Below are 25134 nucleotides of genomic sequence, written 5' to 3'. Positions count from 1 at the left end.
CATCTGGTGGACGCGTACGGGTCCGCGGTCGCCGGCCGCCGCGCCCCCGGTAGCGTCAGCGGTCATGACGGTCGTGCATCCGATCGCCCGGGCCTGGATCACCACTGGCGGCACCGGCGCGCAGAACTACGACGAGTTCGCCGACGACGCGGAGATCACCGCGATCATCGAGGCGAACCCGCACAGTGCCCTCGGCATCGAGATGCCGCACCGGGCGCCGGAGAGCCTCGGCAAGTCCTTCCTCGAGGCGCTGCCGGACGCGGTCGCCCGGCTCGCCGAGGCGAAGGCGGACGGCAGTTACACCCCCGCCGAGCAGGTCGTGGTGCTCTACCGGATCAGCGCGCCGGGGGAGGAGTCGGCGTACGGGCTCTTCGCGATGGTGGACACCGACCAGATCTCCACCCGGGCCGACGAGCCCGGTCTGGTGATCCGCAACGAGGACGTCTTCATCGCCAAGGTGCGGGAGCGGGTCGCGCTGGCCGAGGCGCTGGGCCACCTGCTCTCGCCCGTACTGCTGCTGCAGACCGGGCGGGGCGACGAGCTGCACGCCGCGCTCGCGGCCGCCACCGAGGCGGCCGGCGCGCCCGCCGCCACCGACACCGACCAGGCCGGGCGCACGCACGCCATCTGGCTGGTCGGCCCCGGGCCCGAGCAGGACCAGCTGACCGCGCTGGCCGGCGGCGGCGAACTGGTCGTCGCCGACGGCAACCACCGCAGCCTGGCCGCCCAGACCGGCGGGCTGCCGCGCTTCCTGGCGGTGGTCACCACACCCGCGTCGGTGGCCATCCAGCCCTACAACCGGCTGGTCAGCGAGCTGACCACCACGCCGGAGGAGCTGCTCGACCGGTTGCGCGCCGCCGGCGCGCGGGTCACCCCGATCGACGGCCCGGTCGAGGTCCCGGCGACCGGCGGCACCGTGCACCTCCGGCTCCCCGGCCAGGGGTACGCGGTGACCCTGCCGCGGATCGGCGACGGCCGGCTGGAGAACCTCGACCACGCCCTGGTCGAGCGGCTGCTGCTGCGCGACGCGCTCGGGCTGGACCCGGGCGACAAGCGGATCACCTACGTCGGCGGCGACTACCCGGCGAGCTGGCTCACCGGCGAGGTCGACGCCGGCCGGGCCGAGCTGGCCGTGCTGATCGCCCCGGTGACCGTCGACGACTTCGTGGCGGTGAACCTGGCCCGGGAGAAGATGCCGCGCAAGAGCACCTGGTTCACCCCGAAGGCGCGCGGCGGCCTGGTGGCCGCCGAGCTGGCCGGGCAGCTGTGACGAATCCGCCCCCGGACGCCGCCCGCGCGGCGTCCGGGGGCGGCGGCCTGACAGACTGCGCGGTATGCGCGTCTACCTGGGATCCGACCACGCCGGTTTCGAGTTGAAGGTGCACCTGGCCAACCACCTGGCCACGCAGGGGTACGACGTGGTCGACGTCGGCCCGCACGCCTTCGACCCGGACGACGACTACCCGGCGTTCTGCCTGCACACCGGGGACCGGGTGGTGGCCGACGCGGGCAGCCTGGGTGTGGTGATCGGCGGCTCCGGCAACGGCGAGCAGATCGCCGCCAACAAGGTCGCCGGGGTGCGCGCCGCGCTCGCCTGGAACATCGAGACCGCCCAGCTGGCCCGCGAGCACAACGACGCGAACATCGTCGCCGTCGGCGCCCGGCAGCACACCCTGGCCGACGCGACCGCCATCGTCGAGGCGTTCCTCGCCACCCCGTTCTCCGGCAACGAGCGGCACGCCCGGCGGATCGCCCAGGTGGCCGAGTACGAGCACACCCGGACCCTGCCCGCCCTGCCGGCCTGACCGCCGCCGGCCGGGGCGCGGCCAGCCACCCCCGGCCACGGCGGCGGCGTCGCCGGTGGGCTGACCGGCTCAGCGGCGCGGCAGGTCCTCCCGGGGCACCCAGTTGCGGCGCACGATCACCACACGCTCCTCGGCCTCGGCCAGGTCCGCCTCGCCGGGCCGGGCGGCGTCCCGGGCCCGCATCGCGGCGGTGACGCTCACCTGCGACGAGCCGGATCCGACCAGACCCCGCAGACCCCGCTCACCCTCGCGGTCCTCGGGCGGGCCACCCCGCCGCCCGCGGGGCGGATCCCCGCCGTCGTGCACCCCGGCGGTGGTCGCGCTCGGGCCGTCGGCGGCCCCCGTCGCCTCGCCCGGCTGGTGCCGGAGCCGGCGCCGGCGCCGTTCCGCGTCGCCGAGTCGTCGTCGTTCCGCGTCCCCCATCAGCCGACCGTACCGCCCCCGGGATCAGAACACCTCCATGCCGGCCGGGGCGCGGTGCCAGCCGAAGGCCGGTCCGGCGGCGGCCACGGCACCGGGGCGCAGCTCGGCGACCCGGCCCGCGGCGGCCAGCCCGGCCAGCCCCGTCCCGCCGAGGTAGAGCTCCGCGAGACAGCGCACGTCGCAGGCCAGCTCCGCCGGCCGGTCGGTCGGCGCGCACTCCGCGCCCTCCGGGCCGCCGGTCAGCCGCCACCGGCCGGTGTTCTCCGGCAGCAGCTCGTCGGTGACCTCGATCACCAGGTCCACGCCGGTGGCGTACCGGCGGGCGGCGAGCGCGGCCGGCACGTCGACCACCCGCAGCCAGAGCGCGTCGACGAGTTGGGCGCCGAGCCGGCGCGGCTCGTCCACCAGCCGCAGCAGCGGCTCGTCCACCGCCGCCGCCCGGAAGGTGAGCTGCCGGGTCAGGTCGATGGAGAGCAGCATCCGCCACAGCGCCGCGTACGCCCCCGGGGTGGTGGCCACCACCTCGTCGACGAGGGTGTGCCCGCGCGGCCCGGAGCGGTCCCACTCGGCCCGGGTGCGGAACAGCCCGTACCCGTCGACCCCGTCGGGACCCTCGTGCAGCACCACCCGCCGCTCGGTCGCGCCCCCGCGCTGCGTCGCCGGGTCGCCGAGCACGTACCGCCACCAGGCGTCGTTCCGGCTCGACCAGCCCGGCCGGTCCGGGCGCACCCGGTCGTACACCCGGGCCAGCTCGGCCTGGCGCGCGGCCGGGCGGTCCAGGCGCAGCCGGCCCGCGTCCGGCGGCGGCGCGAGCAGCCGCAGCTCGCCGGTGGCGCACTCCAGGGAGAGCCGCTGCGCGGCCAGTCCGTAGCCGAACCGGGGATAGATCCGCCCCTCGCTGGCCCAGAGCACGGCCACCGGCTCCCGGCGGGCGTCGGCCAGCTGCCGCAGCTGGTGGCGCATCAGCGAGGTGAGCAGGCCGCGGCGACGGTGGGTCGGCACCACCCCGACCATGCTGACGTGGGCGGCCGGCACGGTGCCGCCCGGCACGGTCAGCCGGCGGGTGAAGGCGGCGGCGCTGGCCACCAGGTCGCTGCCGTCGCGCACCAGCAGCGCCCGCTCCGGCTCGAAGATGCCGCTCTCGATCTCGTGCGTCTCGGTGTCGAAGCCGCTGTGGAACAGCTCACCGAGCATCCGGGACAGCTCGTGGAAATCCTCGACACGGCCGGGCAGCGGGGAGTTCGTCACGGCTCGTGTCTAACCGACCGGTGCGCGGTCGGCGACCGATTTGCCGGCTGGCTACCCTCGAAACCGGGACGGCGACCGGTGGGCCGCCGCCGGTCCAGGGGAGGGGACGACATGGCAGACCAGACGCAGCCGTGGGCGGAGCGGACCGTCGAGGTGCCGCCGCAGCCGGGGGCCGGGGTGCCGCCGCAGCCCGGCGTCGGGGTGCCCTCGCAGCGCGACGCGTTCCGGCCCGGGGTGGCGTCGGTCGGCCGGCCCCGCACGCCCCGCACCGAGCCGTTCCCGGTGGTCCAGGAGCCGACCGGCACCGGCTGGCCGGGCGAGCCGGCGCCGCGGCGGCCGATGAGCTGGCACCTGGCGCAGTTGCGGCGCGGCGGCGAGTGGAGCGCCGCCGGGGTGCTCTTCGCCTTCGTCTGCTGGGGCATCTGGGCGATCTCCGGCGGCGGTGACCTGACCGGCCCGTTCCTGATCTTCGTGCTGAGCCTGCTGGTGGCGGCCGGGCTCTTCGCGCTCGCCCGGCTGCTCGGCCGGGTGGTGCTGGAGCGGCAACTCGGCCGGGTACGCCGCAGCGCCCGCGGCGCGCACCTGGTGACCGCGGTCTTCCTGGTCGGCCTCGGCGTCGCCTACCTCCAGCAGACCGAGTGGGTCGTGTCGGCCTGGAACTGGATCACCAACAACTGAGCCACCCCCGGTACGCCCCGGGCGGGTCGGCCTGCCGCCGCCCGCCCGGGGGCGTCCGGTCGCGGGCCCCGCGACCGAGGTCGTCTCTCCACCAGGACGGCCGCTGCTTACCCGGCCGGCCGCGGATCATCCGTGGCCGGCCACACCGACCGTGTCGCTGATCGATGGCTCAGTGCGAGCCGCCCTGCCCCTCGGCGTCCGCCTTGGGCGAGGCGACCCGGGCGGCCGGGTCCTCGACGCCGGGCTCGCCGCCGCCCGGTGCCACCATGCCGTCGTAGTTGTAGAGGATGCCGTCCTCGCCGTGCCGCTTCGTGGTCCGCACGTAGCGGTGGATCATCCCGTCGATCTCCAGCTCCAGCAGCGCGCTGTCGCCGGCGTCGTGGGTGCTGCCGTCGCGCGGCCCGCCGACCAGGTGCGCCTTCGTGTTCGTGTCCATGCCGATGCCCTACCCGGGGCGTCCCCCCGCAAAACGGGCGGCCGGCGGCGCCGCGTCGGGTGGTGGGCGGCGCCGCGTCGGGTGGTGGGCGGCGCCGCGTCGGGTGGTGGGCGGCGCCGCGTCGGGTGGTGGGCGGCGCCGCGTCGGGCTCACTGCTCGGCGAACCGGTAGAGCACGTAGTCCTTCTCCGCGCCGCAGACCACCACCGCTGTGTTCCACGAGCAGGTGTCGCTCCGCACGTCCTTGAGCTGCCCCAGCTCGACCACCCTGCCCGAGCTCACCGGCACCCCGGCCACGCTGCGGTCGTCCTCGACCGAGCTGAGCCGGTCGGCGAAGACCAGCAGGTTGCCCGCGTCGATCCGCACGGCCACCCCGTCCCGGTCCTTCAGCACGGTCGGGCCGTCCGGACCGAACAGTGTGCTGGCCGACTCCGGCGAGGTGCGCCGGGCCAGCACATGCTCGCCGAGCGGCACCAGCACGGTCGCCTCCGGCGCCGGCCAGCGCTCCGCCCGCTCCTCGGTGACCGCCACCAGCTCGGCGGTCTTCGCGTCGCCGCCGGCCACCTCGAGCAGGCAGACCCGCCGCTCGCCGCAGGGCACCAGCGCCTCCGGCCGCCGGCCGTCCCCGGCGGTGTAGAGCAGTTCCGGCTTCGCGTCGCTGGTCAGGTCGTACGCCAGCAGCTGGTAGCGCGACTCGTCGTCGGCCACGTAGAGCCGGTCGCCGTGCGCCATCACCAGGTCGTCGAGGTCGGCCGCCCCGGCGCGGGTGCGGATCACGGTCCTGGTGTCGGTGTCGATCAGCCGCACCGAGCGGTCCGCGCCGACCTGCACGATCCGGCGGGCGTCACCCCGCCACGGGTCGCGCGGGGTGCCGTTGGGGTACGCCGGCCCGCCCAGCGCCTCGTCGGTGGTGACCCGGTAGACGTTGGTGCGGGCGCCGCCGTACTCGTCGCGCGGGTTGGGCAGGGTCCACGCCTCGGCCCCGTCGTCCAGCCGCAGCCCGACCAGCCGGTCCAGGGTCCGGTCCACGAGCACCGCGACGTTCTCGGCGAAGAGCACGTCGTCGTCGCCCCGGATCGGCTCGTCCCACCGCCGGTCGCCGGACGCGCCGTCCAGGACGATCAGATCCCGCGGGGTGTCGGAGGAGGTGGCGTCGGCGAAGACCGCGACCGCCCCCGGCAGGGCGACGATCCGGTCCCACCGCTGCCCGGAACCCCCGACCTGCCGGCGCCACCGCTCCCCGCCCGTGCGGGTGTCGATCGCGACCACCTCCAACCGGCCGTCGGGCAGCGGGTGGGCGAGGTAGCCGCGGTCGTCGAGAACCGCTGTGAACATCTCCGTCGGGCGTTCCTCCCCGGCGGGCACCCGGTTCACCTCGGCGACCGGGTTCTGCCACTCCAGGCCGGGATAGCGGTCCCGGGTCAGGTACAGCACCGCCGCGACGGTGACGCCGGCGAGCGCGAGCACGGCACCGAGCGTGATCCACACCGCCCGGCGCCGGAAGAGACCCGGGCCGCCGGGTGGTGGCGACACCGGCGCGGCGGAGACGGGCACGCCCCCCGGCCAGCCCGGCCCCGCCGCGGGTACGCCGGGCGCGCCGGCGATCGGCGGCCGCGGCTCGGCGAGCGTGGCGGGTGGCGGGGGCGGGCCGACCAGCGTTGCCGCGGGCGGCGCGCCGGCCCCGACCGCCGGCACGGTCGGTGCTGTCGGGGCCGGGCCCGGCGTCGCCGGGAGGCTCTGCTGGGCCGGTGCCCCGCCGGCCGGGACCGCCGGCGGTGTGGCCGGGCTGGTCGGCTGCGCGGGAACGGTCCGCGGCGCCGGTCCGGCCGGCGTGGCCGGGCTGGTCGGGTGCGCGGCGGGCACGGTCGGCGGCGCCTGTCCGGGGGCCGGCGCCGCCGGAACCGTCGCCGGCGGCGCGGCGGGGCTGACCGGGTGCGGTGCCGCCGGGGTGGTCTGCGCCGGAGGGGCGGCGGGCACGGTGGGCCCGTCGCCCGGCGGCGACACGGGGGTCGGGATCGGCGGGGCGGCCCCGGGTGGGACGGGCGGCGGGGCGAGCGCGGGCGCGCCGAAACCGGCCGCCACCCGGGCCGGCCGGGGGAGCGGCAGATCGGTCAGCGCGCCCTCGGCGACCGGTAGCTCCGGCTGCTCCAGCACGGTCGGCGCCACCCCGAGTTCGGCGTGCAGCAGCCGGGCCACCAGCGGGGTGCGGGTGGCGCCGCCGACCAGGAAGAGACCGGCGAGCTGCTGCGGGTGCAGGCCCGCCGCGTCGAGCACCTCCCGGGTGACCGCCACGGCCCGGCGCAGCAGCGGGGTGGCCACCCGTTCCAGGTCGTCCCGGGTGAGCGGGACCGCCGCCTCCACCCCCGGTACGGCGACCGGCGCGACCGCCGCCCGGGACAGCATCTCCTTGGCGCCCCGGACGTTCTCCCAGAGCTGGTGGCGCTCCCGCCACTGGGTCGTCGACTCCGGCCGGGTCAGCGCCGCCCAGCGGCCCGGATGCGCGCCGGCGACCAGCTCGCCGAGCCGGTCGAACAGCGCGGCGTCCACGTCCAGGCCGCCGAGGTCCGCGGCGCCGCCCGCGGTCACCACGGTGAACCCCGAGTCGCCCCACGGGTCGGCGCCCTCGTTGCGCAGCACGGCGACGTCCAGCGTCCCGGCGCCGAAGTCGAAGACCGCGATGACGCCCCCGACCGGCACCGGCCGCCGCAGCACCTGCGTGTAGTAGCGGGCGGCGGCCACCGGTTCGCGCAGCAGCCGGGTCCCGGGCGGGGTGGGGCCGGACATCGTGTGCTCGGCCGCCGACGGCCACCCGGCCAGCGCCAGCGCGTCGCTGAGCACCTGACGGCGCGGCGCGTCCCAGGTCGCCGGGCAGGTGAGCACCGCCGGAGGCAGGAAGCCCACCGCCTCGACCGCGGCCCGGGCCACCGCGTGCAGGGTGGCGGCCAGCAGCTCGGCCGGGGGATAGCGGCGGTCGCCCAGGGCCACCGCGGGTTCGTCGATCCGGCGCTTCGGGTGCGGTTCGTACCGGCCCGGCTCGGTGCGGGCCAGCCGCTGGGCGTCCCGGCCGGCGTGCAGCACGCCGTCCGCGTCGGCGTACACGCCGGAGGGGATGATCGGCTGGCCGTCCACCAGCAGCGGGCGGGTCTGCCCGTCCGGGCGGCGGAGCACCGCCACCGTGTTCGACGTGCCCAGGTCGACGCCGAGGGCGTACCCCTCGTGCTGGCCTGCCATCTGCCGATACCTCCGCGGGACGAGGGGATGCCCGGTCCCGCATGGTACGCAGCCCACGCCGCCACCGGGTCGGCCGGTCGTCCGGCGCGCCGGCCGGTCGTATGACCGAGGCGGGATGACATCTATATATTGCAATTCATCGATTCAGTTGCGTACGCTCCCGCCATCACAGCTACGGGGCGGTCACGAGCCGCGCCGTCGAGGCTTGGAGGGACCAATGGTGCGTTGGCGCAGACTCGTCGGCCGGTTGGCGGCCGTGTTGGCGGTGGTCACCGCCGGAACGTTCGTGGCGGCCGTGCCGGCCAACGCGGCGCCGGAGGACGGCATGACCCCGTACGTCGTCGGCGGGACCCGGGCCGCGCAGGGCGAGTTCCCGTTCATGGTCCGGCTCTCGATGGGCTGCGGCGGGTCGCTCTACAGCCCGCGGCTGGTGCTCACCGCGGCGCACTGCGTCGGCCGCACCGGCACCAACACCAGCATCACCGCCACCCTGGGCGTGGTCGACCTCCAGTCGTCGAGCCGGATCCAGGTCCGGTCCAACTACGTCTACCGGGCGCCCGGCTACAACGGCGCCGGCAAGGACTGGGCGCTGATCCGGCTCGCCACCCCGGTCACCTCGCTCAGCACCCTGAAGATCGCCAACACCACGGCGTACGACAACGGCACGTTCACCGTCGCCGGCTGGGGCGCGGCCCGCGAGGGCGGCCCGCAGCAGCGCTACCTGCTGAAGGCGACCGTCCCGTTCGTCGACGACACCACCTGCGACAACTACTACGGCGGCGACATCATCCCGAGCGAGGAGATCTGCGCCGGCTACGCCAGCGGCGGCGTCGACACCTGCCAGGGTGACTCCGGCGGCCCGATGTTCCGCCGGGACGCGACCAACGCCTGGATCCAGGTCGGCATCGTCAGCTGGGGCAACGGCTGCGCCCGGCCCAACTACCCCGGCGTCTACGCCCAGGTGAGCACGTTCGCCTCGGCCATCGCGTCGGCCGCCGCCAGCCTCGGCGGCTGATTCGAGGGTCGGTGGCCCGGTCGTGTCGGCGGCCGGGCCACCGGCGTACCGGGCCGGCGGGACGCCGGCGCGATGCCCGCCCGACCTGCGGGCGCAGGGAAAGCGGGCCGGTCCGGCGCGTGGCCTCAGTCCGCCGGGCCGATCACCCGCGCCCGGCGCAGCCAGTCGGCGAACCCGTCCTCCTCGACGCCGCCGGTGCTCTCGCCGGCCGCGGCGAGCACCTCCGGGTGCGCGTCCGCCATCGCGACGCCGAGCCCGACGGCGGCGAACATCGGCAGGTCGATCGGCATGTCGCCGAACGCGACGGCGCACTGGGAGGGCACGTCCAGCACGGCGAGGGCGCGCAGCACACCGCTGGCCTTGTCGACCCCGGCCGGCGCCACCTCGACGGCGCGCGCGCCGGCCTGGCCGAAGGTCGCCGCGACCGGCGGGGTGCCGGCGGCGGACAGCGCGGCGATCAGCGCGGGCGGATCGAGGCCGGGGTGGCAGACGGCCGCCACGCAGGCGTCGACCTCGGGCAGCCACCGGCGCTCCACCACCGCTCGTGGTCCGAAGTGGTCGGCTCCCCGGATGGCCCGGTAGGCCGCGGTCATGAACCACGCCCGGCCGTCGTAGACCGCCAACTCCGCGTCCGGCAACTGCCCGGAGAGGCGGTCGAGCAACCCGGTGACGGTCTCGCGCGGCATCCGTTCCCGCCACAGCAGCCGGTCACCGACCGGGTCGTAGCCGATCGCGCCGGTGCAGCAGACGGCGACGCTGAGCAGCGGCGCGAGGGCGCCCAGCGCCCGGATTCCGGCCGGCGTCCGGGCGGTGGCGGCCACCAGCGGGATCCCGGCCGCCCGCAGCGCCCGGCCGGCCGCCAGGGTCGCCTCGCTCACCGTGCCGTCGGCCCGGACGATGGTGCCGTCCAGGTCGGTGACCACGGCCCGTACGTCACGTCTCCCACCCACGAGCCGGATCCTGCCACCCGCGCCCGGTCGGCGCGGTCGGCGTCGCCGGCCCGGGGGCGAGCCGGCGCGGGCGGAATCCGGTCGTCACCGCCAACCGGCATGGGCAGACTGAGCCGGTGACCAACGCGCAGGTACGGGTGGCCCGCCGCGGTGAGTACGTCGACGAGGCGGCCACGATCTGGGCCGAGGCGACGGCCGCCCGCGACGGCGACCCGGAGGCGGCGCCACTGGACCAGGCTCGACCGGTCATCCAGGCGGTGCTCGACGGCTCGCCACGGTCGATGCTGCTGGTAGCGCTCGACGCCGGTGACCGGGTGGTCGGCTTCGCCGCCGTCGAGCCGGGGGACGCGGCGACCGCCGAGATCCGCTACCTCGGCGTGCGCCCCGACAGTTGGGGCCGGGGTGTCGGTCGGCACCTGCTGCTGGCACTGCCGGGCCAGCTCGCCGGCGCCGGCTTCGTCCGGGGTGAGCTGGCCGTCTACCTGGACAATCCGCGGGCGGTCGCACTCTACGAGAGCGCCGGGTGGTCGCCGTACGGCGACGCCACGCCGCACCCGCGCAGCGGTCGCCTGGAACAGCGGTACCGCCTCGACCTCTAGCCCGCACCGCCGATCCGCCCCGTTGGACGGCGCCGGCGACGTGCGCGCCAGCTAGGTTGTTGCGCTAGCTAGATGGCGGCGCTAGGGTCTTTTCGTGATCTTGCCAGCGGGCCGCGGCGGCGCGCGATGAACCAGGAACGGCGGGCGCAGTGGCTGCGCGGCGTGCTCGACCTCTGCGTCCTCGGGCTGCTCAGCCGCGGGGAGTCCTACGGCTACGAGCTGTCGCAGGCGCTGAAGACCAGTGGGCTCGGGGCCGTGCAGGGCGGCACCCTCTACCCGGTGCTGCTGCGGTTGCAGCGCTCCGGCCTGCTCACCGCGCACTGGCGGGAGGGCGAGACCGGCCCCGCCCGCAAGTACTACCGGATCAGCCCGGCCGGCAGCGCGGCGTTGCGCACGGCCGCCACCGACTGGACCGCCTTCGCCGCGAGCGTCGGCGCGATACTGCACGAGGAGCCGAACCGGTGAACCACAACGCCTGGCTTGCCGCCCTCACCGGCGAACTGCGCCGGCACGGTGTCGGACCGGACCTGACCGGACACGTCGTCGCCGAGGCCGCCACCCACCTGCGCGAGAGCGGGGAACCGCCGCTGCGGGTCTTCGGGCCGCCCGACGTGTACGCCCAGGCGGTCGCGGACAGCCTCGGCGGCCCCGACCAACGCCCACCCCACCGGCAGCCGGGCCTGGTCCGGCTCGCCGCCCAGGGCATCAGCAAGCGCTACCGGGGACGGACCGTCCTGGACCGGGTCGACCTCACCGTCCGGGCGGGGGAGATCGCCGCGGTGGTGGGCGCCAACGGGGCTGGCAAGAGCACCTTCCTGCGGATCTGCGCCGGAATGCTGAGCCCGGACGCCGGCACCGTGCGCGTGCACGGCACGCTCGGCTACTGCCCGCAGGCCGGCGGCACCGCCGAGTTCCTCGACCCGGACGAGCACTTCGTGCTGGTCGGCGCGGGCCGGGGCCTGGACCGGGCCGCCGCCCGGCGGGCCGGCCGGGCCGGGGCCGCCGTGCTGGACTGGAGCCCGCCGGCCGGCACCCAGGCCCGGCACCTCTCCGGCGGTACGCGGCAGAAGCTGAACCTGGTGCTGGCCCAGCTCGGTGAACCGGACGTGCTGCTGCTCGACGAGCCGTACCAGGGGTTCGACCGGGGGACCTATCTCGACTTCTGGCACGAGGTGTGGCGGTGGCGCGACGCCGGCAAGGCGATCGTCGTCGTCACCCACCTGCTCAACCAGCTGGACCGCGTCGACATCGTGCTCGACCTGACCGCCGCCCGGGAGCCCCGCGCATGACCAAGATCCTCGTGGTGGCCGAGAGCGCGCTGCGCGAGCTGCTGCGCCGCCGTTCCGTGCTGCTCATCCTGCTGCTGCTGCCGCTGGCCTTCTACCTCAGCCGCCGCGGCGACCACCTCGGCCAGTCGATCCGGTTCGTCTGTCTCGGGCTGGGCTGGGCGTTGAGCACCGCGGCGCTCTTCGCCGGCAGCGCGGCGCGCGGGATGGAACCCCGGCTGCGGCTGTCCGGCTACCGCAGCCTGCACCTGGTGCTCGGGCGGTTGCTGGCCCTGTGGACGGTCGGTGCGCTGCTGTCCGCGCCGTACTTCGTGCTGATCCTGGTCGACCAGCACGACGTCCGGTACGGCGCGATCGCCCTCATCATGGTGCTGACGGTGGCCGTCGCCACCCCGTTCGGCCTCCTGCTCAGTGCCGCGCTGCCCCGCGAGTTGGAGGGCACGCTGGTGCTGCTGACCATCGTCGGCCTGCAGATGGTGATGGACCCGGCCGACACCGCCACCCGGGCGTTGCCGTTCTGGTTCAGCCGGGAGATCGGCACGTACGCCATCGACCACACCGACGGTGGCTACCTCACCCGGGGCCTCACCCAGGGGCTCGCGTTCGCTGTCGCGCTCACCGTGCTGGTCGTCGTCGCCGCCGCGGTCCGGCTCCGCCAACGCCGGCACCTGCGGTTCGCGTAGCCGTGATCCAGGCCTTCGCGCTCACCAAGACGTACGGCGGCGTGCGGGCCGTCGACGGCGTCAGCTTCACGGCCCGAGCCGGCCGGGTGACCGGGTTCCTCGGGCTGAACGGCGCGGGCAAGACGACGACGTTGCGGATGCTGCTCGGTCTGACGCGACCGACCTCCGGCAAGGCGTTGATCAACAACACCAGGTTCCAGGACCTCGCTAACCCGCCGGCGCAGGTCGGTGCGGTCCTGGAACAGGGCCTCAGCCATCCGGGGCAGACCGGCCGGGCGCACCTGGTCGCCCAGGCCCTCGCGGCGGGTGTGCGCCGGTCGCGCGCGGACGAGCTGCTCGACCACGTCGGGCTGGCGCACGCCGCCGACCGGCGCAGCGGCGACTACTCGCTGGGGATGCGGCAACGCCTGGCGGTGGCCACCGCGCTGCTGGGAGACCCACCGGTGCTCGTGCTCGACGAGCCGGCGAACGGCCTCGATCCCGAGGGCATCGCCTGGCTGCGCCGACTGCTGCGCGAGCACGCCCGCCAGGGCGGGACGGTGCTGATCTCCAGCCACCTGCTCTCCGAGCTGGCGCAGCTCATCGACGACGTCGTCATCATCGCCAACGGGACGATCAGGTGTGAGGCGCCGCTGGCCAGCCTGTACGGCACCTCCGGGCACCAACTGCGGATCCGCGGCCGCGACCCACGCCGGCTGTGGCAGGCATTCGAGAGCTTCGGAGCCCGCGTCACCACCGACGGACACACCCTGGCGGTGGTGGGACTGACCCCCGAGCACGCGGGTGACATCGCCTTCAACGCGGGGGTGCCGATCTACGAGTTGACCGTGGACAAGCCGAACCTCGAACAGATCTTCCTCAACCTGGCGGCCGGCTGATGATCGCACTGGTGAGCAGCGAGCTCTACCGAGCCCTGACGATCCGGTCCAGCCGGATCTCCATCGTCGGGTTCGGCGTGCTCGGCATGCTGTTCGGCGCGCTGAACATCGACGCCTGGGGACTGCTGGCCGGGATGGGCGCCTTCGGGCTGGCCGTCATGATCGTGGCCCAGCACTATCAACACCGTACGGTCGTCCTGCTCTACCTGGCCCGACCACAACGGGTGCTGGTCCTGGTCGGCCAGGTCGTCACCAGCGTGGTCGTGGCCCTGGGCTTCGCGGCGATCAGCGGCGTCACCGTGGTCGCCAGGGGCGAGGCGAGCCGCTACCAGGACATCCTGACGGTCGTGCCGATCATCGCCGTGTTCGCCGCCGCCAACGCGGCGGTCGTCCGTCGTCCCACCTGGCTGTTCCTGGGTTACGCCGGATGGTTCGTCTTCGTCGAGGGCCTGGTCGCCAGGTTCGAGGCACCCCTGCCGTTCTCCGCCTTCCTGGGCGGCGGCACCGGCGATCAGCGCAGCCTCCTCATCGCCGCTGCCTGGACGGCCCTGGCCTGCACAGCCGCGGCCGTCGCCGTCCGCCGCGACCTACCGAGCGACTGACGGCCGCCGGGCCGCGTTCCCGGTCGCGAGACGGCACCGGCGTGATCCTGTTACCGCCGGGCCAGCACGTGCCGAGATCAGAGTGGGGAAGCGGCGCTCCCGGGCCGTGCTGTCATGACCCACGCGCCGGCCAGGGCTCCGGCAGCGGCGGCGTCGGCGATCACGCACCACATGAGGGCGGCGGAGAGCTGAGGTTGAGGATCGAACAACGAGCCCTGGTCGGCCACCCACCACACGAAAAGCGCGATGGCAGCTGCCGTCGCCGCAAGTGGAGACAGCAGGTCGGGCTTGCGCAGCAGCCCAAGTGTGACCACGACGGCGATGGGCAGCGTCAGAGCGTAATAGGGCAGATAGACCAAGAGATTGACGGCAAACCGCCCACCGGCCTCCAGCTCGCCCCATGCCTGTTGGTCGTGTGCGGAGAAGATCAGGCCGTAGCCCAGGGCGCCCCAAGCGGCTGCGACCATGGCAGCGGCCAGTCCTCGCCACACCCGTGGGAGCGCGAGGCTCGTCGGTGACTGCCGCATGCGGGCACCCTAGCTGTCGATCGGCCGGCACGCGTGGGGCCAGCAGCGGAGCTGCGTCCGTCTCGTGCCCGCCCATGACCGCTGCCACGGTTACCGGGCCGTGGACGGGGTCAGCCGAAACCGGGCCGCGAGGTCATCGACGAGGGCGTTCCGGGGAGGTAGGCGCTCGGTGAAGGGTGCGCCGCTACCTTCCGGCAACCTCGGCCGGGCAGTGAGGTGGACCAGGACGATCGCCTCGGTGGGCCTGTCCGGCTTCCATCTCCACGACCTGCGGATGGCACGGGGACCTGGCCAATGCGAGATCACGACGGGCGACCCGGGCTCGCGCGGGCCTCTGGTGTGGATCTCGAGGGCTACGCTGTGCCGCACCATCACCAGGGGAGGGTCGGTGCGACATCGGCTGCGGGGCGTCGCGATGCTGCTGCTCGGCGCGGTGCTCCTGGGCACGGCCGGCCTGAGCATCGGCTCGTGGTACGGCGGTCGCGGCACCGTACCCCTCAGCCCCGACCGGGCTCGGGCCGTGGCGGCAGAGCTGCTCCCCGAGGCCGAGCCGAACGCCAACACCATGGTGGTCCGCGCCTACCGGTACGGCGTCTTCCTGGCAGCTGATGATCTCGGTTCCGCTCGCGCTGACTTCCACTACCGCGGCCGCGCGAACTGTGCGCTCTCCGACCAGCTACGGCGCAACGCCGAATCGCTGGGGTGGCAGGATCTCCATCGCGTTCCGGGCGACCCGTGCGACGGCTGGCGCGCCGAGGCAAACGGTGTGATGGTCACCCTCACTCACCGGGCGACCTGGTCGACGCTGAGCGTCGTGCCGGCCGCGCCGGACAGGTTCCTCGCCTCCGCGCTCATCGGCACCCTCCTCGGCGCTGCTGCCGGTGCGGCGCTGTTCTGGGCGGTGGCGCGGCGACGTCCGCCCGTACCGTGGCTGGTGCGCACGCTGGTGACGGTCGCCCTGCTCCCGGGCGCCGCCCTCACCTGGGCCGACCTGTTCCCGGACGGGCTCGCCGAACCGGTGTGGCCCGCCTGGTGGTCACTCGTTCCCCTGCTGGTGCCGCTGTGGCTCGCACTTCTACTGACCGGACTGTTCGTTCTCACCAGGCGACCGAGCCCGACCGGCCCCGCCACCGAGGCGACGGCCGCCGTGCACGGAACCAGCCCACGTGCCAACAGCGGTGGCTAGCAGGCTGAGGACCGGGTGCCGCGATCATGCGGTCTACCCGGGCCTTCTTAGGTGGAGCGGGCGACGGGAATCGAACCCGCACCGTCAGTTTGGAAGAGCGTGCTCAAGCGGTCGTGATGCCCGAAACGCCTGCGGCCGGCGGTCCGCCGGGTTGCGTCTCGTGCCCGCTCGTGCCCGCTGCGCGCCACGGTTACTGGCCCACGGATGGCCCATGCCGGCCTTGGACTGCGGAGGCAAACCCGGATCAGGCGAATCACTCGTCGCCACGGATACGGGCGTGCAGGTGCATGTCGTGCCGGCCGTCGGAGTGGATGGCGTCGCTGCGTTTGGTGCCCTCCAGTAGGAACCCGGCTTTGACGGCGACACGGCAGGAGGCATGGTTGCGGGTTGAGTGATCTAGGTGCAGACGATGGAAACCGGCCTCGCCGAGTGCCCAGACGCTCAGGGCCGTCAGCGCCCGGGAGGCCACGCCTGCTCCGCGAGCGGTCGGGAGCACCCAATATGCGCACCCTGCGACACCGTCATCGAGATTCATACTGCCCATGGCGATGCGCCCCAGCACCTCACCGCCGCCGCGCGTCACCGCCCAACTCGCGCCCGTCTCCTGCTCCCAGGCCTGGCGATACTGTTCGAACCACTCACGGACCTGGTCCTCAGATGCGGGTTGGCGAGTGTGCCAGTGCTGGATCTCGGGGTCCCGGTACGCAGCGAAAAAGACCGAAGCATCGGAAGGCTCCCAAGGTCGCAAGAGCAGGCCACCCAGGGCGGAAAGCATCGGTTGCGGACCTGCGGCGAGGGCGCCGGCGGGAATAGCAGGTGGCGTCGAAAGGGAGGACCGCACCCGCTTATCCTCTCCTGGCGACGATGACCTGCGTCAAGTTCCCAGGCCTAGACCGTCCAGCCTCCCTCGCGGAAGGTGGCCGCCAGACTGCCCCCATCCCCCGGATAGGTGCCAAGGACTGCGGCGCCCGGTCGGCGTCAAGGGTGGCCGAAGGCCATCGGCGTGCCGACGCGCAGCGCCCTTGACGCCGGCCGGGTGACGTAGAGGATCGGGCACCCGGGGGATGGGTCACGCCCTGGTCCTCGTCGTCATCAAACCGCGGGCGGTGCCCACCAGACTCCGGGGGCAAGCAGCTCCGCTGCGCGGCAGCGATCGCCCCGACTGTCGACGGGGAGCAACCCCGCCCGGCGATCGTCCCGCCTCAGCCCTCGTCTTTATGGTCCCGTCAGCGTGGCCGGCCGGCCCGGCCGATGCCGGCCGGAGGTCGCCAGCAGGCCGGGGCCGGGCCGGCGCGGCCCGCTTGCGGGCCGCCTTGACCTACGGGCAGCGGTGGATCGCTGAACGCAAGCTCGCCCCAAGGACGCGGCAGGGTTACGAGTTCCTGTTCGCGCGGCAAGTGGTGCCGTACCTCGGGCACCTGATGCTTGGCGGGATCAAGCCGGCGACGATCCGGGCGTGGCGTAAGAAGCTCTTGGATGCCGGCGTGCCGGAGCCCCAGGCGGTCAAGGCGTATGCGCTGCTGCGGGCCATCCTCAACACGGCGGTGCGTGAGGACGAAATCATTCGGCAGAACCCGTGCCGGATCAAGGGCTACGACCAGTACCACACCCCGGAACGACCGACGGCCACGATCGCCCAGGTCTACGCCCTGGCCGACGCGATGCCTGCCCGGTTCTCGGCGCTCGTCGTGGTCGCGGCACTCTCCGGTCTGCGGTGGGGCGAGCTGGTCGCGCTTCGCCGCCGGGACATCGACCTCGACGCCGGCACCGTCCGGGTCACCCGCAAGCTCGCCGCGCTCCGGAGTCATCTGGAATTCGGGCCGCCCAAATCGGCGGCCGGGGTCCGGGTCGTCGCCCTGCCGGCCGCCGCCGTGGAGGCCCTGCGGGAGCATCTGGCCGAGTTCACCGCCGCTGACGCTGACGCCCTGGTCTTCACTGGCGACAAGGGCGCACTACTGCGATCCGGCAACTTCGGCCGTGCGGTCAAGTGGACGCGAACAGTCGCAGCGCTCGGACTGCCCGGCTTCCACTTCCACGACCTGCGGCACACGGGGAACACCCTCGCCGCAGCCTCTGGCGCGAGCACTCGCGAGCTGATGCAGCGGATGGGGCACGCGAGCATGCGCGCGGCGTTGATCTACCAGCACGCGACCAGCGAGCGGGACCGCGAAATCGCCTCGGCAATGGACCGGCGGATCGTCCGGCAGGCGCGGCGCAAGGGCGGCCAGAGCAGCTAATGGCCCGTGGATGGCCCGCAAGATCGGAGCGGGGGAGTGGCCGACCGGCCCGGGTTCGGGGGATGCAACCTCTGACCTGGGTCGGAGGCCGTTGGAGCGGGCGACGGGAATCGAACCCGCACCGTCAGTTTGGAAGACTGAAGCTCTGCCATTGAGCTACGCCCGCGTACGCCCCGACAGCACAGGGCGCGCCGACAGCGTACCCAATCACTCCACCGCGCGCGCAGCCGCGGCCCGCGCGTCGATCCCCAAGATCCGCACAACTTCAGGGAAAGAGTGGCCTCCCGTCGCGCGGAGGCCACTCTTTCCCTGAAGTTGTCGCCAGATCCCGCCCCCGCCCCGCCCCGCGCCCCGTCGCGGGGGGCGGGGCGGGGCCCGGGAGACGCGAGCCCGGTGTCCGGTTGGTATGCGTTCGGCGGGTTGGGGGAGGACCCGACACGTCCGGTGGGGCGCGACGGCATACACTTCTCGTCGCCACGGGGTGTGGCGCAGCTTGGTAGCGCACTCGCTTTGGGAGCGAGGGGCCGTGGGTTCAAATCCCGCCACCCCGACTGTCGTCCGCGGCCGGTGCCACCGGGCCCGCCGTTCGTGCGGTGCCCGGGCGCTGCCGGCGTGCCCGGCCGGCTCGCCTACACTCGATGGGCTAATTGCGCCCAGACTCAAACCGAGATCCGTCAAGGAGTACGCCTGTGAAGAGCACCGTCGAGACTCTGAGCCCGACGCGCGTGCGGCTCGCCATCGAGGTGCCGTTCGTCGAGCTCGAGCCGAGCCTCAAGAAGGCGTACCGGGAGATCGGCCAGCAGGTCCAGGTTCCCGGCTTCCGCCGTGGCAAGGTGCCGGCCGCCGTGATCGACCAGCGGGTGGGTCGGGGCACCGTCCTCAACGAGGCGGTGCAGGAGGCCATCCCGCAGAACATCCTCGCCGCGGTCCGCGAGCACGACCTGAAGACCCTCGGTCGCCCCGAGGTCGAGATCACCGAGTTCAACGACGGTGACTCGCTGAACTTCACCGCCGAGGTCGACGTCCGGCCGGAGATCACCCTGCCGGACCTGTCCACCGTCGAGGTGACCGTCGACGAGCTGCAGATCGACGACAGCGAGATCGAGGAGCAGGTGAAGAACCTGCGCGAGCGGTTCGCCACCCTCAAGACCGTCGAGCGGGCCGCCCAGGAGGGCGACTACGTCCAGATCGACCTGAACGCGACCGTCGACGGCGAGGACGTGCCGGGCGGTTCGGCGAGCAACATCTCCCACGAGGTGGGCAGCAAGCAGCTGCTGCCGGGCCTGGACGAGGCCCTCGTCGGCCTGGCCGCCGGCGAGAGCACCACCTTCACCACCCAGCTCGTCGGCGGCGACTTCGCCGGCCGCGACGCGGAGGTGGCGGTGACCGTGCGCACCGTCAAGGAGAAGGAGCTGCCGGAGCTCAACGACGAGTTCGCCCAGATGGCGAGCGAGTTCGACACCATGCAGGAGCTCCGCGACGACCTCCGGGAGCGGGTCGCCCGCGGCAAGCGGGTCGAGCAGATCTACGCCGCCCGCGACAAGGCCCTCGAGCAGCTGGTCGAGGCCGCCGACGTGCCGGCGCCGGAGGGGGTCGTCCGCGAGGAGGTCGAGAGCCGCAAGCAGGCGATGGTCGACCAGCTCGAGCGGATCGGCGCCTCGCTGGAGGAGTACCTCGCGGCCGAGGAGAAGACCGAGGAGCAGATCGACACCGAGCTGACCGAGGCGGCCACCCAGGGCGTGAAGATCCAGCTGCTGCTGGACACCCTCGCCGACGCCGAGGACGTCCAGGTCTCCGACGACGAGTTCGGTCACGAGATCGTGCACCGGGCCCAGCGCGCCGGGATGGCTCCGCAGCAGTACTACGACCAGCTGGTGCGCTCGGGCGCGGCCGGCGCGGTCTTCGGTGACGTCCGGCGCGGCAAGGCGCTGGCCTCGGTCATGGAGCGGATCAAGATCACCGACACCGCCGGCAACGAGGTCACCCTCGACGCGCTGCGCGCCGCGAACGAGGCCGAGCACGACCACGAGCACTGATCGTCGGGGCGGAGGCCGCCGTCCGCCGCTCGCGGTGGACGGCGGCCGAAACCCTTTCCGGGGTACGCATTCGGCGCAGCTGCGCTGAGAGCGAACAGTGCCCCGACCGGGACTCTGCGGCCCGGTCGAGCGGTTAGTGTCGGGTAGGACGGTACGGAGAGCGAAGGGCTGCCATGACCGACATGCACATCCCAGCGAAGCCGCTCCGGGCGATCGAGGCCCGCGGTGGCGACAACATTGGCAACCTCGACGACTCGGTCTACAACCGGTTGCTCAAGGAGCGGATCATCTTCCTGGGCAGTGAGGTGACCGACCAGGTCGCCAACCGCATCTGCGCGCAGCTGCTGCTGCTCGCCGCGGAGGACCCGGACCGCGACATCAACCTCTGGATCAACTCGCCGGGTGGCTCGGTCTACTCCGGCATGGCGATCTACGACACCATGCAGTTCATCGACAACGACGTGTCGACCGTCGCCATGGGCATGGCGGCCTCCATGGGCCAGCTGCTGCTCTGCGCCGGCACCAAGGGCAAGCGCTACGCCCTGCCGCACGCGCGGATCATGATGCACCAGCCCTCCGGCGGCCTGGGCGGCACCGCGTCCGACATCGCCATCCAGGCGGAGCAGATGCTCTACACCAAGCGGATGTTCCAGGAGCGGGTCGCGCACCACACCGGCCAGAGCCAGGCGCAGATCGAGGCGGATTCGGACCGCGACCGCTGGTTCACCGCCCAGGAGGCCATGGACTACGGCTTCATCGACAAGGTGATCATCGGGGCCGCCCAGGTTCCGGATGGCGCCGGGACCCTGAGCTGAGGAGCTGACGATGACCGATCTGAGCCTGCCGCCCCAGTTCGCGGCCGTGCACAACCGCTACGTCCTGCCGTCGTTCGTCGAGCGCACGTCGTACGGGGTCAAGGAGTCGAACCCGTACAACAAGCTCTTCGAGGACCGGATCATCTTCCTCGGCGTCCAGGTCGACGACGCGTCGGCCAACGACGTGATGGCGCAGCTGCTGACGCTCGAGGGCACCGACCCGGACCGCGACATCATCATGTACATCAACTCGCCGGGCGGTTCGTTCACCGCGATGACGGCGATCTACGACACCATGCAGTACGTCCGGCCGGACATCCAGACGGTCTGCCTGGGCCAGGCCGCGAGCGCGGCGGCGGTGCTGCTCTCCGCGGGCACCCCGGGCAAGCGGATGGCGCTGCCCAACTCCCGGATCATCATCCACCAGCCGGCCACCGAGGGCGGCTACGGTCAGGGCTCGGACATCGAGATCCAGGCCCGGGAGATCCTGCGGATGCGGACCCAGCTGGAGGAGATGCTCTCCCGGCACTGCAACCAGCCGATCGAGAAGGTTCGCAAGGACATCGACCGTGACAAGATCATGACGGCCGAGGAGTCCCGTGAGTACGGGCTGGTCGACACGATCCTGACCAGTCGCAAGAAGGGGCTGCTGGCCGCCAACGCCGCCAGCTGACCGGTTCCGGGTCGGAGGTCGGTCGGGGGATCGCTCCCGGCCGACCTCTGACACACCCGTTTTGGGGGTCGGAGAAACCCCCGCCAGCGGGTAACGTCGGGTCTGTGCCGCTTCGCCGGTGGATCCGGCGGGGTGAAGGAGACGGACGGAGCACAGCGTCCGCAGGTCAGGGCCGGGGTTCCGGCCGATGAGTGCAGGGAGAACGTAGGTGGCACGGATCGGTGACGGCGGCGACCTACTGAAGTGCTCCTTCTGCGGCAAGTCGCAGAAGCAGGTCAAGAAGCTCATCGCGGGCCCCGGGGTCTACATCTGCGACGAGTGCATCGATCTCTGTAACGAGATCATCGAAGAGGAGTTGGCCGAGTCCGGCGAGGTGAAGTGGGAAGAGCTTCCCAAGCCGATGGAGATCTGCCAGTTCCTCGACAACTACGTCGTCGGGCAGGACCAGGCCAAGAAGGCGCTCTCCGTCGCGGTCTACAACCACTACAAGCGGATCCAGGCCGAGGCGGCCGGCGCGCCGGGCTCCGGCAGCGACGCCGTCGAGCTGGCCAAGTCCAACATCCTGCTGATCGGCCCGACCGGCTGCGGCAAGACCCACCTGGCGCAGACCCTGGCGCGGATGCTGAACGTGCCGTTCGCCATCGCCGACGCCACCGCGCTCACCGAGGCCGGCTACGTCGGTGAGGACGTGGAGAACATCCTCCTCAAGCTGATCCAGGCCGCCGACTACGACATCAAGCGCGCCGAGACCGGCATCATCTACATCGACGAGGTCGACAAGATCGCCCGCAAGTCGGAGAACCCGTCGATCACCCGCGACGTCTCCGGCGAGGGCGTCCAGCAGGCCCTGCTCAAGATCCTGGAAGGCACGGTGGCCAACGTGCCGCCGCAGGGTGGCCGTAAGCACCCGCACCAGGAGTTCATCCAGATCGACACGACCAACGTCCTCTTCATCTGCGGTGGCGCGTTCGCCGGCCTCGACCAGATCATCGAGGCCCGCACCGGGCAGGGCGGCACCGGCTTCGGTGCGCGCCTCCGGTCGGTCTCCGAGCGGTCGACCGACGACATCTTCGGCCAGGTCATGCCGGAGGACATGCTGAAATTCGGCCTGATCCCGGAGTTCGTCGGCCGCCTCCCGGTGATCACCAACGTGCGCAGCCTCGACCGCCAGGCGCTGGTGCGGATCCTCACCGAGCCGCGCAACGCCCTGGTCCGGCAGTACCAGCGCCTCTTCGAACTCGACGGGGTCGAGCTGGAGTTCGACCAGCCGGCGCTGGAGGCGATCGCCGACCAGGCCATGCTGCGGGGGACGGGCGCCCGAGGGCTGCGGGCCATCATCGAGGAGGTCCTGCTCTCCACGATGTACGAGGTGCCGAGCAACCCGGACGCCGCCCGGGTGCTGATCACCCGCGAGGTCGTCCTGGAGAACGTCAACCCGACCATCGTCCCGCGCGAGTTCACCGGCCGGCGCGCCCGGCGGGACCGCGAGGAGAAGTCCGCCTGACCGGCCGGCCGCCGTCGACCGGGCGGCGGTTGTCGACCACGCCGTCGCGCCAGCCGACGCTGTCGCGGTAGCCGCTGCGCCCGTACGCTGAACGCCATGCGTGTCGCCGTCTGCCAGCTCAACGCCCGCGACGACCGGAAGGCCAACCTCGCCGCCGCGGCGGCCCTGGTGGAGCGCGCGGCGGCCGCCGGCGCGGACCTCGCGGTCCTGCCCGAGTACGTCGACTACCTTGGCCCGGCGGCCGGGCTGCCCGAGCCGGAACCGGTCGACGGTGAGGTCGGCTCGTTCTTCGCCGACCTCACCCGGCGGCTGGGCATCTGGCTGGTCGCCGGCTCCTTCCACGAGGCCGGCCCCGACCCGGAGCACACCTGGAACACCTCACTGGTGTTCGACCGCTCCGGCGCGCTCGCCGCCAGCTACCGGAAGATCCACCTGTACGACGTGGAGATCCCCGGGCGGGTGTCGTACCTTGAGTCGGCCACCGTGGCGCCGGGTGACCAGCCGGTGGTGGTCGACGTCGAAGGGCTCCGGGTCGGCCTGTCGATCTGCTACGACCTGCGCTTCCCCGAGCTGTACCGGCAGCTCGCCACCGAGGGCGGGGCCCATCTGCTGGTGGTGCCGGCGGCCTTCATGCTGCACACCGGGCGGGACCACTGGGAGGTCTTGCTGCGGGCCCGGGCCATCGAGAACCAGTGCTTCGTCGCCGCCGCCGGGCAGACCGGCGACCACGAGCCGGGCCGCACCTGCTTCGGACGCAGCATGGTGATCGACCCCTGGGGGATGGTGCTCAGCCAGGTGCCGGACGGCCCGGGCTTCGCCGTCGCGGACCTCGACCTGGAACGGCTGCGGACCATCCGCGCGGAGCTGCCGAGCCTGGCCAACCGCCGGCTCTGACCCCCGTCACCCCTGCAGCAGTACGCCCACCAGCGCGAAGCCGGCGATCGCGGCCGCCGTGACGAGCAGGGCGGTGCTCATCCGGGAGGGCCCGCGCCGCGCCAGCCGGGCCACCGAGACCAGGACGACGAAGAGCACGAAGGCGCCGATGACCAGCTGCCAGAACGGCAGCAGCAGGCCGAGCAGCGCCTCTTCGGCGAGCACCGTCGCCGCCGGCCGGGACACGTCATCCATGCCGAACACTCTGGCACGTCGGAGCCGCTCGCGGGACCGGTGCGCCGGCCAGTACCCGGAGCCGGCGCGGTGCCCGGGGGCATGCTCCGCCCGGACCGGGCGTTCCGATCCTCGGGTAGCCACCAGCAGGGGTGGCACCGGGAGCGGCGCGCGGAGGCGCGTCGTTGTCGACGGCCGGAACACCCCGGCGCTGCCGGTGGCGGCCGAATCGGCGCCGCACCCGGGCCGCCTGCGTCACCCGGACTTCCGGTGCGGCCTCCGGCGTTGGGACCCGTAGAGCGGGCTTTGCGCCGCAAGGGTCACCCGGAACACACCCGTGGGCCTCGGTGTTGGGAGCCGTAGCGGGTTTCCGCCTCGGGCCTCACCTGGAATGCCGGTGCGGACGCCGGCGTTGGGATCCGTAGCGGGCGTTGCGCCGCAGGGGTCACCTCGAATGCGCCGGTGGGCCTTGGTGTTGGAGCCCGTAGCGGGCTTCCGCCGTGTGGTCACCTGGACCGCCGGGTGCGTTGGGACCTGTGGCGGGCTTCCGGCGACGGACGCCGCCCGGAATACCCGGGTGGACCCTGTCGTTGGGACCAGAACCGGGGCTTCCGGCACGGTGCGCCAGCCCCATTGGCTGGCGTTGATTTGCCTTCCGGGACCCCGCCGCGTAACTTTCTCTCTGCACGCGGGAGGCCGGGCAAACCGGCCGAGAACGGGCGCCAGGCTCGTGGCGGAGACGCCGAGCGAGACTGGGATCGGGCGGTGCGGGTGACCTCGAGAGAAACGGGGTTGCGATCGCGAAGCCGACCGGGTAGAGTTCTGAAGCCGGCAGGAGCCGGGCGGATGGCCGCGAAGCGGCGATCGGCCGGTCTGCGGCTTCCCACGACAGAAACGACCGCCGGCAACGGCGTGCGTCGGCGTGGGTCCGGAACGAGCCAAGCTGATCACTTCAGACCGAGGTTGACGGTGCGGAACGGACCGGGTAGGTTTGAGAGGTTGCCCCAGACGGGGTCCCAGATAGTGGGATTTCGGATGGTGTGTGGTTGTTCTTTGAGAACTCAACAGGGTGCTTGATAAGCCAGTGCCAATTGATTTATACCCCGGACTGGCTGATCCTCTTTGGGGGGTTGGTTGGTTGGGATTCCTTTGGCAACACTTTTGTTGTCGGGATTGCTGTTCGACAAGTTTTTGTTGGAGAGTTTGATCCTGGCTC

Annotated in this window: 25 protein-coding genes and 2 tRNA genes; 18 read left to right on the top strand and 9 right to left on the bottom strand. The window is 73.0% G+C overall.

Annotated elements, in window-relative coordinates:
* Positions 1-64 precede the first annotated feature (64 nt).
* Both SM577_RS11725 and SM577_RS11720 read left to right on the top strand, forming a co-directional pair.
* Positions 65-1270, top strand: coding sequence for a DUF1015 family protein (locus tag SM577_RS11725; protein WP_474586890.1), 1206 nt, complete (start codon positions 65-67; stop codon positions 1268-1270).
* 64 nt (positions 1271-1334) lie between these two features.
* Complete coding sequence (locus SM577_RS11720; protein ID WP_302919074.1) at positions 1335-1805, top strand: ribose-5-phosphate isomerase; 471 nt, start codon at positions 1335-1337, stop codon at positions 1803-1805.
* A gap of 69 nt (positions 1806-1874) precedes the next feature.
* Here SM577_RS11720 and SM577_RS11715 read toward each other — a convergent pair whose 3' ends face one another.
* Together SM577_RS11715 and SM577_RS11710 are read right to left on the bottom strand one after the other, a co-directional pair.
* A complete protein-coding gene (locus tag SM577_RS11715; RefSeq protein ID WP_302919073.1) occupies positions 1875-2228 on the bottom strand; it encodes a hypothetical protein in 354 nt (117 codons plus the stop codon).
* A 24-nt stretch (positions 2229-2252) separates the two neighbouring features.
* Positions 2253-3476: a GNAT family N-acetyltransferase gene (locus SM577_RS11710; protein ID WP_474586889.1), complete on the bottom strand. Its 1224-nt coding sequence runs from the start codon at positions 3474-3476 to the stop codon at positions 2253-2255.
* Positions 3477-3587: 111 nt separating this feature from the next.
* Here SM577_RS11710 and SM577_RS11705 point away from each other — a divergent pair, with 111 nt between their 5' ends.
* Complete coding sequence (locus SM577_RS11705) at positions 3588-4154, top strand: cation:proton antiporter (protein ID WP_302919071.1); 567 nt, start codon at positions 3588-3590, stop codon at positions 4152-4154.
* A 169-nt stretch (positions 4155-4323) separates the two neighbouring features.
* On the opposite strand, the gene SM577_RS11700 is transcribed toward SM577_RS11705, so the two are convergent.
* Positions 4324-4590 (bottom strand): hypothetical protein, encoded by a 267-nt coding sequence (locus SM577_RS11700; RefSeq protein ID WP_302919070.1) that lies wholly within the window; start codon positions 4588-4590, stop codon positions 4324-4326.
* A 149-nt stretch (positions 4591-4739) separates the two neighbouring features.
* The gene (locus tag SM577_RS11695) at positions 4740-7820 is read right to left on the bottom strand and encodes an Hsp70 family protein (RefSeq protein WP_474586888.1); all 3081 of its coding nucleotides are present in this window, start codon (positions 7818-7820) and stop codon (positions 4740-4742) included.
* 217 nt (positions 7821-8037) lie between these two features.
* On the opposite strand from SM577_RS11695, the gene SM577_RS11690 reads away from it, so the two are divergent.
* Entirely contained in the window at positions 8038-8835 is a 798-nt protein-coding gene (locus SM577_RS11690; RefSeq protein WP_474586887.1) for a S1 family peptidase, read from the top strand.
* Positions 8836-8960: 125 nt separating this feature from the next.
* Here SM577_RS11690 and SM577_RS11685 read toward each other — a convergent pair whose 3' ends face one another.
* Complete coding sequence (locus SM577_RS11685; RefSeq protein ID WP_474581913.1) at positions 8961-9785, bottom strand: HAD family hydrolase; 825 nt, start codon at positions 9783-9785, stop codon at positions 8961-8963.
* A gap of 116 nt (positions 9786-9901) precedes the next feature.
* On the opposite strand from SM577_RS11685, the gene SM577_RS11680 reads away from it, so the two are divergent.
* From SM577_RS11680 to SM577_RS11655, 6 genes are all read left to right on the top strand, one after another.
* Positions 9902-10384, top strand: a complete 483-nt coding sequence (locus SM577_RS11680) for a GNAT family N-acetyltransferase (protein ID WP_302919066.1) — start codon at positions 9902-9904, stop codon at positions 10382-10384.
* A 126-nt stretch (positions 10385-10510) separates the two neighbouring features.
* Positions 10511-10849 (top strand): PadR family transcriptional regulator, encoded by a 339-nt coding sequence (locus tag SM577_RS11675; protein WP_474586886.1) that lies wholly within the window; start codon positions 10511-10513, stop codon positions 10847-10849.
* Positions 10846-11673 (top strand): ATP-binding cassette domain-containing protein, encoded by an 828-nt coding sequence (locus SM577_RS11670; RefSeq protein ID WP_474586885.1) that lies wholly within the window; start codon positions 10846-10848, stop codon positions 11671-11673. Before SM577_RS11675 ends, SM577_RS11670 begins: the two co-directional genes overlap by 4 nt.
* Positions 11670-12353 carry an ABC transporter permease gene (locus tag SM577_RS11665; RefSeq protein WP_302919063.1) on the top strand — a complete coding sequence of 228 codons (684 nt, stop codon included), beginning with the start codon at positions 11670-11672 and terminating at the stop codon, positions 12351-12353. The genes SM577_RS11670 and SM577_RS11665 overlap by 4 nt, the downstream gene beginning before the upstream one ends.
* Before the next feature lie 2 nt (positions 12354-12355).
* Positions 12356-13231 carry an ATP-binding cassette domain-containing protein gene (locus tag SM577_RS11660; protein WP_474586884.1) on the top strand — a complete coding sequence of 292 codons (876 nt, stop codon included), beginning with the start codon at positions 12356-12358 and terminating at the stop codon, positions 13229-13231.
* Positions 13232-13242: 11 nt separating this feature from the next.
* Entirely contained in the window at positions 13243-13833 is a 591-nt protein-coding gene (locus tag SM577_RS11655; RefSeq protein ID WP_474586883.1) for a hypothetical protein, read from the top strand.
* Positions 13834-13910: 77 nt separating this feature from the next.
* Here the strand turns inward: SM577_RS11655 and SM577_RS11650 are convergent, their stop codons facing one another.
* The gene (locus SM577_RS11650; protein WP_474586882.1) at positions 13911-14360 is read right to left on the bottom strand and encodes a hypothetical protein; all 450 of its coding nucleotides are present in this window, start codon (positions 14358-14360) and stop codon (positions 13911-13913) included.
* Between the two features lie 415 nt (positions 14361-14775).
* Here SM577_RS11650 and SM577_RS11645 point away from each other — a divergent pair, with 415 nt between their 5' ends.
* Entirely contained in the window at positions 14776-15546 is a 771-nt protein-coding gene (locus SM577_RS11645) for a hypothetical protein (protein ID WP_474586881.1), read from the top strand.
* A gap of 253 nt (positions 15547-15799) precedes the next feature.
* Here the strand turns inward: SM577_RS11645 and SM577_RS11640 are convergent, their stop codons facing one another.
* The gene (locus SM577_RS11640; protein WP_474586880.1) at positions 15800-16321 is read right to left on the bottom strand and encodes a GNAT family N-acetyltransferase; all 522 of its coding nucleotides are present in this window, start codon (positions 16319-16321) and stop codon (positions 15800-15802) included.
* A gap of 538 nt (positions 16322-16859) precedes the next feature.
* Between SM577_RS11640 and SM577_RS11635 the strand changes: the two genes are divergently transcribed.
* Positions 16860-17783 (top strand): tyrosine-type recombinase/integrase, encoded by a 924-nt coding sequence (locus SM577_RS11635; protein ID WP_474586879.1) that lies wholly within the window; start codon positions 16860-16862, stop codon positions 17781-17783.
* Between the two features lie 92 nt (positions 17784-17875).
* On the opposite strand, the gene SM577_RS11630 is transcribed toward SM577_RS11635, so the two are convergent.
* Positions 17876-17949: transfer RNA gene (locus tag SM577_RS11630), tRNA-Gly, on the bottom strand.
* Between the two features lie 311 nt (positions 17950-18260).
* On the opposite strand from SM577_RS11630, the gene SM577_RS11625 reads away from it, so the two are divergent.
* The 6 genes from SM577_RS11625 to SM577_RS11600 all read left to right on the top strand — a co-directional run bounded on the left by SM577_RS11625 (position 18261) and on the right by SM577_RS11600 (position 23705).
* Positions 18261-18334: transfer RNA gene (locus SM577_RS11625), tRNA-Pro, on the top strand.
* Between the two features lie 138 nt (positions 18335-18472).
* Entirely contained in the window at positions 18473-19819 is a 1347-nt protein-coding gene (tig, locus tag SM577_RS11620; RefSeq protein ID WP_302919058.1) for a trigger factor, read from the top strand.
* A 173-nt stretch (positions 19820-19992) separates the two neighbouring features.
* Complete coding sequence (locus SM577_RS11615; RefSeq protein ID WP_088992361.1) at positions 19993-20634, top strand: ATP-dependent Clp protease proteolytic subunit; 642 nt, start codon at positions 19993-19995, stop codon at positions 20632-20634.
* Between the two features lie 10 nt (positions 20635-20644).
* Positions 20645-21307: an ATP-dependent Clp protease proteolytic subunit gene (locus SM577_RS11610; protein ID WP_088992362.1), complete on the top strand. Its 663-nt coding sequence runs from the start codon at positions 20645-20647 to the stop codon at positions 21305-21307.
* Between the two features lie 208 nt (positions 21308-21515).
* On the top strand, positions 21516-22811 hold the full coding sequence (gene clpX, locus SM577_RS11605; protein WP_109900974.1) for an ATP-dependent Clp protease ATP-binding subunit ClpX: 1296 nt from the start codon (positions 21516-21518) through the stop codon (positions 22809-22811).
* Positions 22812-22907: 96 nt separating this feature from the next.
* Positions 22908-23705: a carbon-nitrogen hydrolase family protein gene (locus tag SM577_RS11600; protein ID WP_474586878.1), complete on the top strand. Its 798-nt coding sequence runs from the start codon at positions 22908-22910 to the stop codon at positions 23703-23705.
* Between the two features lie 6 nt (positions 23706-23711).
* Here the strand turns inward: SM577_RS11600 and SM577_RS11595 are convergent, their stop codons facing one another.
* On the bottom strand, positions 23712-23939 hold the full coding sequence (locus SM577_RS11595) for a hypothetical protein (protein ID WP_302919056.1): 228 nt from the start codon (positions 23937-23939) through the stop codon (positions 23712-23714).
* Positions 23940-25134: the final 1195 nt, after the last annotated feature.

The organism is Micromonospora desertarenae, assembly GCF_056150265.1.
This window is presented reverse-complemented; position numbering and strand designations above follow the sequence as displayed.